Raw genomic sequence first — 13,606 nt, forward strand, 5'->3', positions numbered from 1 at the left:
GCGCGGTCAGTGGATCGTCGACGGGCCGGGCAGTTCCTCTTCCTCGACGTCGATCTCGATGTCGCTCTCGTCGGAGGGCTCGAAGATCTGGCTGGCGTGGTGATGGACCATGCGCCATTCGTCGCCGTCCCACCGGAACAGGTTGGTGGCCGACAGACGCGCGCCGTCGATGAGTTCGGTGCAGACGACGATGCCGGCGCCGCCCTCGATCTGGCCCTGCGCCTCGCACATCGCCACGGGCGGCGGCGACGACAGGATGTCGAACCACGCGCTCAGCACGTCGCTGCGGCCCTGCAGCATTGCGTGGCCGGGATGAATGCATACGATGTCTTCATCTTCCGCCCACAAGGTGGACATGGCCGTCACGTCGCCCGTACGGAAGGCGCGGTAGAATTCGGCATTTGCCTCGAGAAGGGCCTTCATCTGCTCGCCGGAGACTGACATTGCAGAACCGCCTTTCCTTGCCGGAGAAAATCATCAGGCCGATCGCGGTGGGGATGGCCCTGGCGGCGCTGCTGGTGGCTGCCGCGTGCACCCAACAGTATCAGCCCGCGGGCCCGTCCGTACAGGATGCGTCTCTGGAAGGCGACCATTTCATCATGCCGGACGGCTACAGCCTGCGCGCCCGGATCACGCCTGCCGAGGGCGAGACGCGGCTGGTCGCGATCGCGCTGCACGGCATCAACGACTACGGCCATGCCTGGCGGGAAGCCGCGGCGCGCTGGGCCGGAGAGGGCATCGCCACCTATGCCTACGACCAGCGCGGCTTCGGCGCCAACGCCAATCCCGGCATCTGGCCGACCTCCCGGACGCTGAGCGACGATCTGGCGCACGTTCTGGACGTCGTCCGGACCCGGAATCCGGGCCTGCCGGTCTATCTGGTGGGCGAAAGCATGGGCGGCGCGGTGGTGATGAACCTGCTCGGCCGCCCGGATGCGCCCGACGTCGACGGCGCCGTGTTGAGCGCGCCGGCGGTCTGGGCGCGGCCGACGATGAGCGGCACCTACAGCAAGCTGCTGGCCGCCGTGAACAGCATGGTCCCGGGCATGGTGCTGCGGGGCAACGGCCTTGGCCGGCGAGCGTCGGACAATACCCCCATGCTGATCGAACTCGGCAAGGACCCCCTGGTCATCAAGGGCGCGCGGATCGACGCCATCGACGGGCTGGTCGATCTGATGGACAAGGCCTACGCCGCGGCGCCGGACATCGAAGCGCCGGTGCTGCTGCTCTACGGCGAGCGCGACGAGATCGTGCCGAAACACTCGGTTGCCCAGACGCTGCAGCGGTTCGGCAAGAGCCCGGCGGTCGGCGTCTACAAGCGCGGCTGGCACATGCTGTTCCGGGACTTCAACGGCCCGGTCGTGCAGAACGATGTCGGCTACTGGATGCTGAACGGCGGACGTCATCTGCCCAGCGGCGCCCACGACAACGCGGAGTTCCTGGCGCCGGAGGAGGACGGCAAGTCCGCCGAAAAGGCGCAGACGGCGTCAGCCTCGGCGTCTTGAGCGAAACCCATGTTTGATCGAACCCCGATCAAACATGGGTTTCGCAACTCGCGCAGGCCGCTGCCAGTCTTGGAACAGCATTTGATGTTTCAATCAAATGCTGTTCCGCTCCAGCTCGTCCTCGACGAAGTCCATCCGGTCCTTGCCCCAGAAGAGCTCGTTGCCCAACAGCATGGAGGGCGCGCCGAACACGCCGCGGTCGAGCGCGTCCTGCGTTTCGTCGATCAGCGCCTGACGCATCTCGTCGCTCTCGGCCGCCTCGGCGAAGGCCTCCGGATCGACGCCCAGCGAAGCCGCAAGCGGCTTCAGACCGCCGATCTCCGCAATCGAATGGTCGTCACGCTCCCAGTAGGCCTCCAGAACGGCATTGATGAAATCGCGTTCCCGGTCCCAGCGCCGCATGGCAATGGCGCCGCGCAGCGCCACGCTGGTCTTGATCGGAAAGACCCCGGGGAAGCGGAAGGGCAGGGCGTATTTCTCCGCCCATCGAGCCAGGTCGCGCTTGCGGTTCTCGATCTTCGGCGGCGGCTCCGCCATGACGGCGTAATTGTGATGTCGGAAGACATAACCGAGGTTGAACGCGCGCGGCACGATCCGCGCATCATGCCGTGCGGCGATGGCCGGAAGCAGCTTCCAGGCGAAATAGGTGTTGGTGCTGCCCGGGTCCCAGAAGAATTCGATGTCAATCTGCATTGGTCCATTATCACCCGACTTCACGGTCAAATGTCACCAGATTGTGCGCATCGCCCTTGCCTTCGGCGCGGATTTGCGTCACAGCCGGACCGCTACTTTCTTTCGACGTCGAACCTCTGTCTCCGCCTTCCGGCCCTCAGTTGATCGATCAGACTGATTTACGCCGCGCTGTCGCATCCCGCGGACAGCAAACAGAACAGGAGTACACGGACATGGCCAAAGGCACCGTGAAATGGTTCAACGCCACCAAGGGTTTCGGCTTCATCGAGCGCGAAGGCGGCGGCAAGGATGTGTTCGTTCACATCTCGGCTGTCGAGCGCGCGGGCCTCAGCGGCCTGAATGAAGGTCAGGCCATCACCTTCGACATCGAGCCGGGCCGCGACGGTCGCGAGTTCGCCGGCAACCTGTCGGTCGACTGAACCGACAACGTGACGGGGCGGCAGTTAACTGCCGCCCCCGATCCGTCCCCCTGGGCGGCGCCGCGCTTCAGGTGGATTCCGGCCGCTTCAACTTGAAGCGCCGCATGCCAGACAGCCAGCGGTCGACGTTGTCCGTCTTCCTGCGCATGTATTCCAGCACCTGCTTGTGCGGAATCATCAGAAACTCTTCCTTGTCCATCGTCTCGATCACGCAGTCGGCCAGTTCCTCCGGCTCGATCATGCCGTCGACCGAGGCGACCGAGACATCCCGGCCCGAGGTCATCGCCGTCCGGACTGCCTGAGGCGCCAGCACCGAGACGTGAACGCCGCGGTCGCCGTAGTTGATCGACAGCCATTCAGCGAACGACACGGCCGCGTGCTTGGTCACCGAATAGGTGGCGGAGTTGACGTGGGTCAGCAGACCGGCCGCCGACGCGGTGTTGATCAGGTAGCCCTCGCCCCGGACCGCCATCTTATCGGCGACAGCGCGGGCGGCGTAGACATGGGCCATCACATGGATATCCCAGTTCAGCTGCCAGTCGGCATCGGAACTCTCGGCGCCGCCCATACGGGCGATGCCGGCATTTGAGACGAAGACGTCGATGTGGCCGTACTTTTCCTCCGCCGCGGCGACCAGCGCCTGGATATCGGATTCCTTCGCCACGTTGGTGACGACGGCAAGGCCGTTCACGCTGTCGGCGACTTCCCGGAGCTTGTCTTCCTGCAGGTCGGCGACGACGATCCCCTTCGCCCCCTCCGCATGGAACCGCTCCGCCAGCGCCTTGCCGATGCCGGACGCGCCGCCGGTGATGACGCAGACTTTCCCTGTGACACGCATATGACGTTCCTCCCTCTTGCGTTCCGCCTTCTAGCATGGCCGCAAACGGGCGGCACCCCTTGACCTGCGCCGCCCTGACGCCCTTTATTCGGCAGGCAAGCGCGCCATATGCGGGGCGTTGGGGATCATTCCGCCGCCGGGGCGGCGATGACTGAAATCAGAACAACTTGGGAGACCACAACCATGGCTTTCGAACTTCCGGACCTGCCCTATGCGGACAATGCGCTGGAGCCGCACTACTCGGCCAATACCTTCAGCTTCCACCACAAGAAACACCACAACGCCTATGTGACCAAGGCCAACGAACTGGTCGCCGGCACCGATCTGGACAAGGCCTCGGTCGAGGAAGCCATCGCGGAAGCGCACAAGGCCGGCAATCAGGGCCTGTTCAACCAGGTGGCGCAGATCTGGAACCACACCTTCTTCTGGAATTCCATGTCGCCGAATGGCGGCGGTGAGGCGAAAGGCGACATCGCCGACGCGATCAAGGCCGATTTCGGCTCCACGGCGGAGCTGGCCGAGAAGTTCAAGGCCTCGGCGGTCGGCAATTTCGGCTCCGGCTGGACCTGGGTCGTGCTGAACGGCTCGAAGCTGGAGATCGTCAACACCTCCAATGCCGGCACCCCGCTGACCGACGGCCTGAAGCCGATCCTGACCGTCGACGTCTGGGAGCATGCCTACTACCTGGACTACCAGAACCGCCGCCCGGACTTCGTGCAGGCGTTCTGGGACCATCTGGTCAACTGGGACTTCGCCAACGCGAACATGAAGGGCTGACGGCCCGGCGGGCCAGCCCGCCGCCATCACGTCCACGGAAAAGGCCCGGGTCACCGCCCGGGCCTTTTTTTTCATTTCCCGAACCGTGCGCGCCGTCACTGCCTGGATTTAGCCTTGTCACCGTACGATCACAACACCACGTCTCAACCATGAGGCATCGTTTGCGCGGGTGGATCGATTCCCTCAATTGGTCCACCTGCGCCACGGTCCAGCGTTCCGGTTTCAAGGGGTCGGGGACAGTTTGGACCGTCGAAGGGCCGCCCGGATGTCACGCCCCCCGGGCGGCCCTTTGCCTGTTGCGACGTTCTGGCGCACACTGTATCCATCTCGAATGTTGTCTCCGGCCTCTTTCCGAAGCCGAACCGATAGATACAGGAGTTTGCAGCCTTGGCCGATCAGCCCTGGATCCGTTCCATGCCCCCCGGCGTCTCGTGGGATGCCCCGATCGAGACCTATCCGGTCCAGCAGATTCTGGACGATGCCGTCGCCGAATGGCCCGACCGCAATGCCCTCGACTTCATGGGCAAGAAAACGACCTACCGCGAGCTCTCGGAGATGGTCGACAAGGCCGCCAAGGGCTTCCAGGCGCTGGGCGTCGGTCCCGGCGTCCATGTCGGCCTGTTCCTGCCCAACACGCCCCATTACGTGATCAGCTTCTACGGCATCCTGAAGGCCGGCGGCACGGTGGTGAACTACTCGCCGCTGGATGCCGCCAAGGTGCTGGAGCACAAGATCGAGGACAGCCAGACCGACATCATGGTCACGCTGGATCTGAAGGCGCTCTATCCCCAGATGGCCGGCATGCTGGGCAAGACCCGGCTGAAGAAGATCGTCTACGGGAGCCTGACCGAGGTGCTGCCCTGGCCGAAGAGCTGGCTGTTCCCGCTGGCGAAAGGCAAGGAGATCGCCAAGGTTCCCGACGACGAACGCCATGTCAGCTTCAGGAAGCTGACCGGCAATGACGGCAAGTTCCAGAAGCATCCCATCGCCGATCTGAACGAGAGCATCGCGGTGCTGCAGTACACCGGCGGCACGACCGGACTGCCCAAGGGCGCCATGCTGACCCACGGTAACCTGACCTCGGCGACCAGCATGTATGTCGTCAACAACTCAGGCGACGAGGCGACGCTGGAAGGCGGTCAGGAGCGCATCCTGGCGGTGCTGCCGCTGTTCCACATCTACGCCCTGCAGATCAACATGCTGCTGGCCATGAGGTTCGGCGCCGAGATCATCCTGCATGCGCGCTTCGAGCTGGATGCGGTGATCAAGGATCTGGGCTCGAAGCAGCCGACCATGTTCCCGGGCGTCCCGACCATGTTCAACGCCATCGTGAACTATCCCGGCATCGACAAGATGGACCTCAGCTCGCTGAAGTTCTGCGCCTCCGGCGGCGCGCCGCTGCCGGTCGAGGTGGCGCAGAAGTTCGAGAAGCTGACGGGCTGCAAGCTGGCCGAGGGCTGGGGCATGACCGAGACCAGCCCCGCCGGCGTCTCGACTCCGCTCCACGGCAGCGCGAAGCCCGGCTCCTGCGGCGTGCCGATGCCCGGCATCAGCTTCAAGTTCGTCGACGTGGACGACGCGACAAAAACGCTGCCCATGGGCGAGCGCGGCGAGATCTGCATCAAGGGCGCGAACGTCATGAAGGGTTACTGGAACAAGCCCGAGGCGACCGCCGAGAGCTTCACCGAGGACGGCTACTTCCGCACCGGCGACGTCGGCTACATGGATGAGGACGGTTACCTCTACATCGTCGACCGGACCAAGGACATGATCCTCTGCGGCGGCTTCAACGTCTATCCGCGCAACATCGAGGAAGCGATCTACCAGCATCCCTCGGTCGAGGAAGTGTCGGTGATCGGCATCCACGACGAATACCGCGGCCAGGCGCCGAAGGCCTTCATCAAGCTGAAGGAGGGCGCATCCGGCTTCACCCTCGACGAGCTGAAGGAATTCCTGAAGGACAAGCTCGGCAAGCACGAGATGATCTCCGACATGGACATCCGGGCCGAACTGCCGAAGACCCTCGTCGGCAAGCTCTCCAAGAAGGAGCTCTACGAGGAAGAGGAAAAGAAGCGGCAGAAGACGGCGGCCTGATCCACCCATGACGGAACGCCAGGACATCAGTTTCGCCGCGGGCGGGGTACAGCTCGCCGGTTGGTTCTATCCGGCCGGCGACGGCGCGCCGGTGATCGTCATGAGCCACGGGCTCTCGGCCATCCGGCGGCTGAACCTCGACGAGATGGCGAAGGTCTTCCAGGCCGCAGGCCTGGCCGTGCTCTGCTACGACCACCGCAATTTCGGCGATTCCGGCGGCGAGCCGCGGCAGGAGGCCGATCCCTGGGCGCAGGTGCGCGACATGCGCGACGCCATCACATTCGCCCGCACCATTCCCGGCATCGATCCCGAGCGTCTCGGCATCTGGGGCACCAGCTATTCCGGCGGCCATGTGCTGACGGTGGCGGCGCTGGACCGCCGGGTGAAATGCGTGGTCAGCCAGGTGCCATTCACCCATGGCGCCCGAACCTTCGACACCTGGGTGCCGGAGCGGGCGCGGGAGAAGACGCTGCTCCGGATGCAGAAGGACCGCGAGGCGCGCTATGCCGGCGCGGCGCCCGAGACGGTCCCGGCCGCCATCGAAGGCACCGAGACCGAGGAGTGGGTGAAGAAGACCGACACCCATGGCGACTACGTCAACGCGCTGACGCTCCGCAGCCTCGAGATGCTGCGCGAATACGAGCCGCACAGCTTCGCCGCCCGCATCGCGCCGACGCCGCTGATGATGATCGTCGCCGACCGCGACACCCAGACGCCGACGGCGGGACAGCTCGAGACCTTCGAACTGGCCAATGAGCCGAAGAAGCTCGTCCGCCTCGACTGCCGCCACTACGACCCGTACATGAGCCATATCGGCGAGGCCTCGGCCGCCGCCCGCGACTGGTTCCTGACGCATCTGGGCTGACCGTCCGCCGCATTTCACCTCGCGGCTTCGATGGCGTAGGATCGCCCCATACATCCGGGGAGATTTGAGATGGATCTGGCATTCACCGACGAGGAACTCGCCTTTCGCGACGAGGTCCGCACGTTCCTGAAGGACAACATTCCCAACGACATCAAGGAGCGCGCCCGCGTCGGCTGGAACTATCTGCCCAAGGAGGACTATGTCCGCTGGCAGAAGGCGCTCTACGAGAAGGGCTGGATCGCGCCCAACTGGCCGGTCGAGTACGGCGGCACGGGCTGGTCCGCGGCCCAGCGCTTCATCTTCGAGGAAGAGTGCGCCCGCGCCAGCTGCCCGCGTGTGCAGCCCTTCGGCGTCACCATGGTCGGCCCGGTGATCTACTCCTTCGGCAACGACGCCCAGAAGGAACGCTTCCTGCCGCGGATCCTGTCGTCCGATGACTGGTGGTGTCAGGGCTATTCCGAGCGCGGCTCCGGCTCCGACCTCGCGGCGCTGGCCACCAAGGCGGTGCGCGACGGCGACGAATACGTCATCAACGGCCACAAGATCTGGACCTCGGGCGCGCACCGTTCGGACTGGATGTTCTGCCTGGTCCGCACCAACAGCGAGGGCAAGCGGCAGGAAGGCATCACCTTCCTGCTGATCGACATGACCAGCCCCGGCATCGAGGTGAAGCCGATCATCTCGATGGACGGCTACAACAATCTCAACGAGGTCTTCTTCGACGACGTCCGCGTGCCGGTCGAGAACCGCATCGGCGAGGAGAACAGGGGCTGGACCTACGCCAAGTTCCTGCTGGGCAACGAGCGCACCGGCATCGCCGGCATCGGCCGGTCCAAGGGTGAACTTGAACGGCTGAAGGGCATGGCCCAGGCCGAACGCATGGAAGGCGGCAAACTGATCGAGGACCCGGATTTCTCCAGCCAGCTGGCGCAGATCGAGAGCGATCTCGCGGCGCTGGAAATGTACAACCTGCGCTGCCTCGCCGACGCCGCAGCGGGCAGGCCGCCGGGCGCCGAAGCGTCGATGCTGAAGATCCGCGGCACCGAGATCGAGCAGGCGATCAACGCGACCATGGTCGACGCGCTGGCCTATTACGGCGCGCCCTACGTCCACACCGGCCTCGACTGGACCAACAATGAAGGTCCCGTCGGACCCGAATACGCCGACGGGGTGATGGCGCAGCATCTTCTGAAGCGGGCGGCCACCATCTATGGCGGCACGACCGAGGTGCAAAAGAACGTCATCGCGAAGGCCGTGCTGGGGCTTTGATTTCCCGCCTCGCCGGCGCCGTCTGTCTCTTGCTCGCCGCATCGGCGGCGCAGGCTGTCGACCTGCCGCCGAGCTATCAGGACGTCTGCAGGGCCGAGAACCATCCGGACTGGGCCTATGGCAAGGACGGCACGCCGGTCCAGTACCAGCCGCTGTTCGGTTGCGACGGCCGTTTCGGGCCGCGCCGCGACATCGACGAGCAGTTCGTCGAGAAGCTGCAGGCGACCGGGCTGGAAGGCCCGGCGCTGAGCTGGGAACTGGTCCGCCACGGCTGGGACTGGATGCGGCGTCAGAGCCTGTCGCACGCGCTGAACCGCTTCAACCTGGCCTTCGAGGCGGACCCGGCCAACGGCGACGTCTATCACGGCATCGCGGTGATCATGAACGAGACCGCACAGTCCGGGCGCGTCGTCGACTACTGGTTCCGTCAGGCGGTGGAAAAGGAACGCGGGCAGGCCGGCCGGTTCGCCGACTATGGCCGCTTCCTGACCATGCAGGAACGCGACGAGGACGCCCTGGCGATGCTGGAGAAATCCATCGAGCTGGAGCCCTTCAACGCCTGGACCATGGTCAACCTGGCGACCGTCTACTTCCGGCAGGGCGACATGCAGCGCGGCTGCGCCATGGTCGAGCGCATCGGCACCGCGTCACCGCCGCCCGGCTACCCGGAAGAGCGCTTCCGCGCCATCGTCGACCACTGGCTGACCCGCGGCAAGACCGAAGGCTGCGGCAGCTGACCGTCGATCAACCGGCGTTGCGGCGGCTGTCGAGATGCCGCGCCAGCCGGGGCGCGATGGCGCGCATCATCACGGCGAGGAATTCGGGGTCGCCCTTCTCGTCCCGCGCCAGAATCTCGGCCTGACCGCGCAGCTGCGCCAGGTCGGCCCTGTCGGTCGGGGTGAGATCGTCATCATCGACGAATGCCATCGACCAGTCCCCGAACCGCCGGCCGTCGACCGGTTCGAACTGGATCGTCTTGACGCCGTAGTGGCGGCCGTCCCGGAGTATGGAGCGGAAGATCGCCTCCAGCGGCTGCAGCTCACCCTCCAGGATCTGGATGAAGCAGCCGTCGCCATAGATCAGAATGCCGGACACGCCGGCGTCCGCGTTCCGGGCGCGGGCCACCTCGAGCAGCAGGTTCAGCGATTCCGTCCCCATCGGCTCGGACGCCGTGGAGAGGTAGACAATGGAATGCAAGGGAGACGCCCCTTCCTACGCAACCGATCGGACTGTCAGGCCAACACCATACCGATGTAACCATCGCGTGCAACTGCGTCGCATTTTTCCCGGAACGCCGGCATGCCGGCCGTGTAGAGCAGATAGACCCGTCGGGAGCGGCCCTCGACATTGCGGTTGATGCCGGTGAACCAGCTGTCGGCCTTCGACAGCAGCATCTTGTCCGACGAGCGGGCGACCTCGTCCAGCCAGTCCGCCTCGGCCTCCGGTGTGGCGCCGACATAGGTGAGGCCGTTCGCCAACATGTGGCGGACCAGACCGGCGACCCATTCGACGTTCTGCTCGATGCCGCGCGGGATATTGCCGAAGCCGGCGGCGTTCTGAGGCCCGACCAGGGTGAACATGTTCGGGAACCCGGCCACCTGCAGGCCGAGATAGGTCGTCGGCCCTTCGGCCCACTTGTCGCTGAGGCGCTGGCCGCCGAGGCCCCGGATATCGATCCTGTTGAAGCCGCCCAGCACCGCGTCGAAACCGGTGGCGAAGATGATCATGTCGAAGTCACGATGCCCCGACTCCAGCTCGATACCGGTCCTGTCGATGCGCCGGATCGGGTCGGCGACGATGTCGATCAGGTCGACATTGTCCTGATTGTAGACCTCGTAGTAGCGGGTCTCCATCGGGACCCGGCGCTGGCCGAAGCCGTGATCCTTCGGGATCAGCTTCTCCGCGGTCTCGGGGTCCTTCACGCGCTCGCGGATCTTTCTGGCCACGAAGTCCGAAAGGATCCGGTTGGCCTCCTCGCTGGTGAAGGTGTCGCGGAAATTGCCCATCCAGATGCCGAAGCCCGGTTCGGCGTATTTCTGTTCGAAGAAGGCGTTGCGCTCGTTCTCCGGCGTCTCCAGCAGACGCCGCGGGTCGGCGTCGTGGATGAAGCCCCCATGGGTGGTGCGGCAATGGGCGTAGATCTCGTCGTAGCGGCTGTGGATGTCCGCCTGCTCCTCCGGCGTGATCGGGCTGTTGTGCAACGGCGCGCACCAGTTCGGCCGCCGCTGCAGCACCGTCAGATGCCCGGCAGTCTTGGCCACTTCCTGGATCAGCTGCACGCCGGTCGCGCCGGTGCCGATGACGGCGACCCGCTTGCCCTCGAAGCTGACCGGCCGGTGCGGCCAGCGCGCCGTGTGCCAGGACTCGCCTTCGAAGTCGTCCACGCCCTCGATCACCGGCATCTGCGGCACCGAGAGCGGCCCGATGGCGGTGATGAACAGACGGGCGCGGACCTTGTAGCCGTCCTCGGCGGCGATGGCCCATTCGTTCGCCGCCTCGTCGAAGTGCGCCGAGACGACGTTCGTCTCAAAGCGGATGTCGCGCTTCAGGTCCAGCTTTTCGGCTGCAAATCGGCAATAGCGCAGGTTCTCCGGCTGCCCCGAGAAATGCTCCGACCAGTTCCACTCGTCCAGGATTTCCCGGCTGAAGGCGTAGCCGTATGACCAGCTCTCGGAATCGAAGCGCGCGCCGGGATAACGGTTCCAGTACCAGGTGCCGCCGACATCGTCGCCCGCCTCCAGAACCTGGACCTTCAGTCCCTGCTCCCGCAGCCGGTGCAGCATGTACATGCCGGAAATGCCGGCGCCCACGATGATCGCGTCGAAGCGTGCAGGCTGATCGTTCGCCACGGCCATGTTCCTCCCGTATCTCGTCTCCAGGCGAGTTTAGGCCAGAGAGACAGCGCGCGACAGGGTGCGGCGCGTCATGGCTGCCTTCAGGAGGCGCGGGACCGCGCAAGCAGCGCCGGCGCGGCCTGCATCACCTCGTCCGGCACCGTGTTCCAGTCGTCCCGCATCTCGATATCGGGCACGACCGGAACGATGGCGCTGCCGTCGGGTCCCTCGAACCTGCCGGTCTGCAGCGCCATGATCAGATCGCCCTTCAGCGGCATCACCGTGTGCACGAAGTCGTGCCCGGGCGTCGTCTCTCCGGCGACCAACGCGCCAGCCCCACGGCGGAGGGCCTGGACCAGCAGTTCCGCGCCGGACGCGGTGTAGCGGTCCGTCAGCACGAGCAGACGGCCAGCATATCGGCGCGTCGCCCCGGCCTTGCGCCGTTCGACGACCCCGTCACGTTCGCGGATATGGAAGACTACCGAGTTGCCGACGAACAAGGCGGCGGTGTCGACGACCGCGTCAAGCGTGCCGCCTGAATTGCCCCTGAGATCGAGAACCAGTTCGTCCGGCTCACAGTCGAGCAGGAAGCGCAGCAGTTCGCGGACCGTCAGACCGGTCAACCGCATGATCTGCACCACGGCCGGCGTGCCGCAGCGGTTGACCACCGCCTCCATCGCGCCCAGACGGACCCGGCGGACGTTGAACGCTGCCGGCTTGCCGAACGGATCGAGAAAGCCGAGCTGGACGGGGGTATCCATCTCGCCCTGAAGCCGCCGAATGGCGTCATCCTTGTCCATGGACTGGCGCGGCTGCCCGTCGATGCTCATCAGACGCCAGCCCGGCCTCACCGGAGTCCCTTCGAGGGCGCCCAACGGATGGACGCGGACAATGACCCATCCGCCCTGCCCGTCCGCCGCCTCGAAGATGCCGACGGATGCCGTCCCGGACCCGAACCGGCCCGAAAGCAGCTCGCGGTCGACGACCCGGCCATTGCCTTCGAGCGTCCCGACCATGGCCGTGACGGCGCCCTTCACCAGCGCTTCCTCGGACTCGCCGCGTTGCATGCCGTCGACGATGTAGGTCGCGGCGGTCCGCCTGAGTGCGTCCTCGTCGACCGGGTCGATATAGGTTGCGGCGATCCTGTCGATGGCGTCGGCGACAGCGACATTCACCCGTTCCGCCGTTTCCTCGGCAGCCGTCTGGCGGAAGGCGCCGGGGAAGGGCCCGCCGGATCCCGGCCCGGTCGCCGTCTGGCATGCCGCAAGGCCGGACAGCGCGAGCAGCACCGTCAGCGCCGCCAGCCGCCGAAGATGCGCGGCAATCGCCCGCCTCGCCCTGATTCCACCCGTTCCGGCCATCCTTCATCTGCCTTCATGCCCCGGTCCGGACATGATGACCCTGCCGGATGCCGGACGCCAGCGGATCGACGTTTGCCATACCAATTGCGGCAGTCCTGATATGGTCACCGCTCCGGAACAGGCCTGGAGGGACTCGGATGTCAGTGCTGCTTGTCGAGAAGGACGGCCACGTCGCCACGGTCACGCTGAACCGGCCCGAGGCGCGGAATGCGCTGAACCCGGAACTGGTCTGCCGGCTGGCGGAGTGCTGGGATGCGCTGAAGGCGGACGTGGCCGTCCGGGTCGTGGTGCTGACCGGCGCGCCGGGCTCCACCTTCTGCGCCGGATTCGATCTGGCGACCTCGATCCCTCTCATGACGGGAACACGCGGTCCGCAGGACGACTGGGAGAAGGCCTTCGCCGCCGATCCTGGGCTGGCCGCAAAGGCGACGCTGCGCGCCTTCGATCTGGGCAAGCCGCTGATCGTCGCCGCCAACGGTCACGCCATCGCCGGCGGCATGGAAATCCTGTTGTCCGCCGATCTGCGCATCGTCGCCGAGAAGGCCCTGCTGGGCCTGTCGGAAGTGAAGCTGGGGCTGATCCCTGCGATGGGCGGCACAGCGCTGCTGGCCCGGCGCGTGCCCCCGGCGCTGGCGACGGAACTGCTTCTGACCGGCAGCAACATCTCCGCCGCCCGCGCGGCTGAGGCCGGCTTCGTGAACCGTGTCGTTGCGGCCGATGGGGTCCTACCGGCCGCGATGGAACTGGCGCAGGCCATCGCGGCGAACGCCCCGCTGGCTGTGTCGGCGGCGCGCGACGTGATCCGCCGCTCCGGCGATCTCCCGGCTGCGGCCGCGCTGGCGCTGGAGGCCGACTATCTGACCCGGCTGGCCGCAACCGAAGACGCCCGCGAGGGACCGCGGGCGTTCATGGAGAAACGGCAGCCGGTGTTCAGGGGCAAGTAGGCCGCCC

Annotated in this window: 14 protein-coding genes; 8 read left to right on the top strand and 6 right to left on the bottom strand. The window is 65.8% G+C overall.

Going from position 1 to position 13,606, the window contains the following annotated elements; all coding sequences use genetic code 11:
• Positions 1 to 6: 6 nt before the first annotated feature.
• Entirely contained in the window at positions 7 to 444 is a 438-nt protein-coding gene (locus tag ACMVY4_RS01510) for a nuclear transport factor 2 family protein (protein ID WP_416898440.1), read from the bottom strand.
• Here ACMVY4_RS01510 and ACMVY4_RS01515 point away from each other — a divergent pair.
• Positions 444 to 1,505: an alpha/beta fold hydrolase gene (locus tag ACMVY4_RS01515; protein WP_416898441.1), complete on the top strand. Its 1,062-nt coding sequence runs from the start codon at positions 444 to 446 to the stop codon at positions 1,503 to 1,505. The two genes, ACMVY4_RS01510 and ACMVY4_RS01515, sit on opposite strands and share 1 nt — an antisense overlap.
• A 93-nt stretch (positions 1,506 to 1,598) precedes the next feature.
• Here the strand turns inward: ACMVY4_RS01515 and ACMVY4_RS01520 are convergent, their stop codons facing one another.
• The gene (locus ACMVY4_RS01520) at positions 1,599 to 2,198 is read right to left on the bottom strand and encodes a 2-hydroxychromene-2-carboxylate isomerase (protein ID WP_416898442.1); all 600 of its coding nucleotides are present in this window, start codon (positions 2,196 to 2,198) and stop codon (positions 1,599 to 1,601) included.
• A gap of 212 nt (positions 2,199 to 2,410) precedes the next feature.
• Here ACMVY4_RS01520 and ACMVY4_RS01525 point away from each other — a divergent pair, with 212 nt between their 5' ends.
• Positions 2,411 to 2,617, top strand: coding sequence for a cold-shock protein (locus ACMVY4_RS01525; protein ID WP_416898443.1), 207 nt, complete (start codon positions 2,411 to 2,413; stop codon positions 2,615 to 2,617).
• A 67-nt stretch (positions 2,618 to 2,684) separates the two neighbouring features.
• On the opposite strand, the gene ACMVY4_RS01530 is transcribed toward ACMVY4_RS01525, so the two are convergent.
• Entirely contained in the window at positions 2,685 to 3,455 is a 771-nt protein-coding gene (locus tag ACMVY4_RS01530; RefSeq protein ID WP_416898444.1) for an SDR family oxidoreductase, read from the bottom strand.
• A 183-nt stretch (positions 3,456 to 3,638) separates the two neighbouring features.
• Here ACMVY4_RS01530 and ACMVY4_RS01535 point away from each other — a divergent pair, with 183 nt between their 5' ends.
• The 5 genes from ACMVY4_RS01535 to ACMVY4_RS01555 all read left to right on the top strand — a co-directional run bounded on the left by ACMVY4_RS01535 (position 3,639) and on the right by ACMVY4_RS01555 (position 9,197).
• Positions 3,639 to 4,232 carry a superoxide dismutase gene (locus ACMVY4_RS01535; protein WP_416898445.1) on the top strand — a complete coding sequence of 198 codons (594 nt, stop codon included), beginning with the start codon at positions 3,639 to 3,641 and terminating at the stop codon, positions 4,230 to 4,232.
• A gap of 387 nt (positions 4,233 to 4,619) precedes the next feature.
• Positions 4,620 to 6,326 (top strand): AMP-binding protein, encoded by a 1,707-nt coding sequence (locus ACMVY4_RS01540; protein ID WP_416898446.1) that lies wholly within the window; start codon positions 4,620 to 4,622, stop codon positions 6,324 to 6,326.
• Positions 6,327 to 6,333: 7 nt separating this feature from the next.
• On the top strand, positions 6,334 to 7,191 hold the full coding sequence (locus tag ACMVY4_RS01545; RefSeq protein ID WP_416898447.1) for an alpha/beta hydrolase: 858 nt from the start codon (positions 6,334 to 6,336) through the stop codon (positions 7,189 to 7,191).
• A 69-nt stretch (positions 7,192 to 7,260) separates the two neighbouring features.
• Complete coding sequence (locus tag ACMVY4_RS01550; RefSeq protein WP_416898448.1) at positions 7,261 to 8,460, top strand: acyl-CoA dehydrogenase family protein; 1,200 nt, start codon at positions 7,261 to 7,263, stop codon at positions 8,458 to 8,460.
• 29 nt (positions 8,461 to 8,489) lie between these two features.
• The gene (locus ACMVY4_RS01555; RefSeq protein ID WP_416898449.1) at positions 8,490 to 9,197 is read left to right on the top strand and encodes a tetratricopeptide repeat protein; all 708 of its coding nucleotides are present in this window, start codon (positions 8,490 to 8,492) and stop codon (positions 9,195 to 9,197) included.
• 7 nt (positions 9,198 to 9,204) lie between these two features.
• Here ACMVY4_RS01555 and ACMVY4_RS01560 read toward each other — a convergent pair whose 3' ends face one another.
• The 3 genes from ACMVY4_RS01560 to ACMVY4_RS01570 form a co-directional block, all read right to left on the bottom strand.
• Positions 9,205 to 9,657 carry a BLUF domain-containing protein gene (locus tag ACMVY4_RS01560; RefSeq protein ID WP_416898450.1) on the bottom strand — a complete coding sequence of 151 codons (453 nt, stop codon included), beginning with the start codon at positions 9,655 to 9,657 and terminating at the stop codon, positions 9,205 to 9,207.
• 35 nt (positions 9,658 to 9,692) lie between these two features.
• Positions 9,693 to 11,309, bottom strand: coding sequence for a flavin-containing monooxygenase (locus tag ACMVY4_RS01565; protein ID WP_416898451.1), 1,617 nt, complete (start codon positions 11,307 to 11,309; stop codon positions 9,693 to 9,695).
• A gap of 86 nt (positions 11,310 to 11,395) precedes the next feature.
• Entirely contained in the window at positions 11,396 to 12,655 is a 1,260-nt protein-coding gene (locus tag ACMVY4_RS01570; RefSeq protein ID WP_416898452.1) for a S41 family peptidase, read from the bottom strand.
• Positions 12,656 to 12,792: 137 nt separating this feature from the next.
• On the opposite strand from ACMVY4_RS01570, the gene ACMVY4_RS01575 reads away from it, so the two are divergent.
• Positions 12,793 to 13,599 carry an enoyl-CoA hydratase/isomerase family protein gene (locus ACMVY4_RS01575; protein ID WP_416898453.1) on the top strand — a complete coding sequence of 269 codons (807 nt, stop codon included), beginning with the start codon at positions 12,793 to 12,795 and terminating at the stop codon, positions 13,597 to 13,599.
• The last annotated feature ends 7 nt before the right edge of the window (positions 13,600 to 13,606 follow it).

Origin of the sequence: Minwuia sp. (assembly GCF_048007105.1) — a bacterium.
Taxonomy (GTDB): domain Bacteria; phylum Pseudomonadota; class Alphaproteobacteria; order Minwuiales; family Minwuiaceae; genus Minwuia.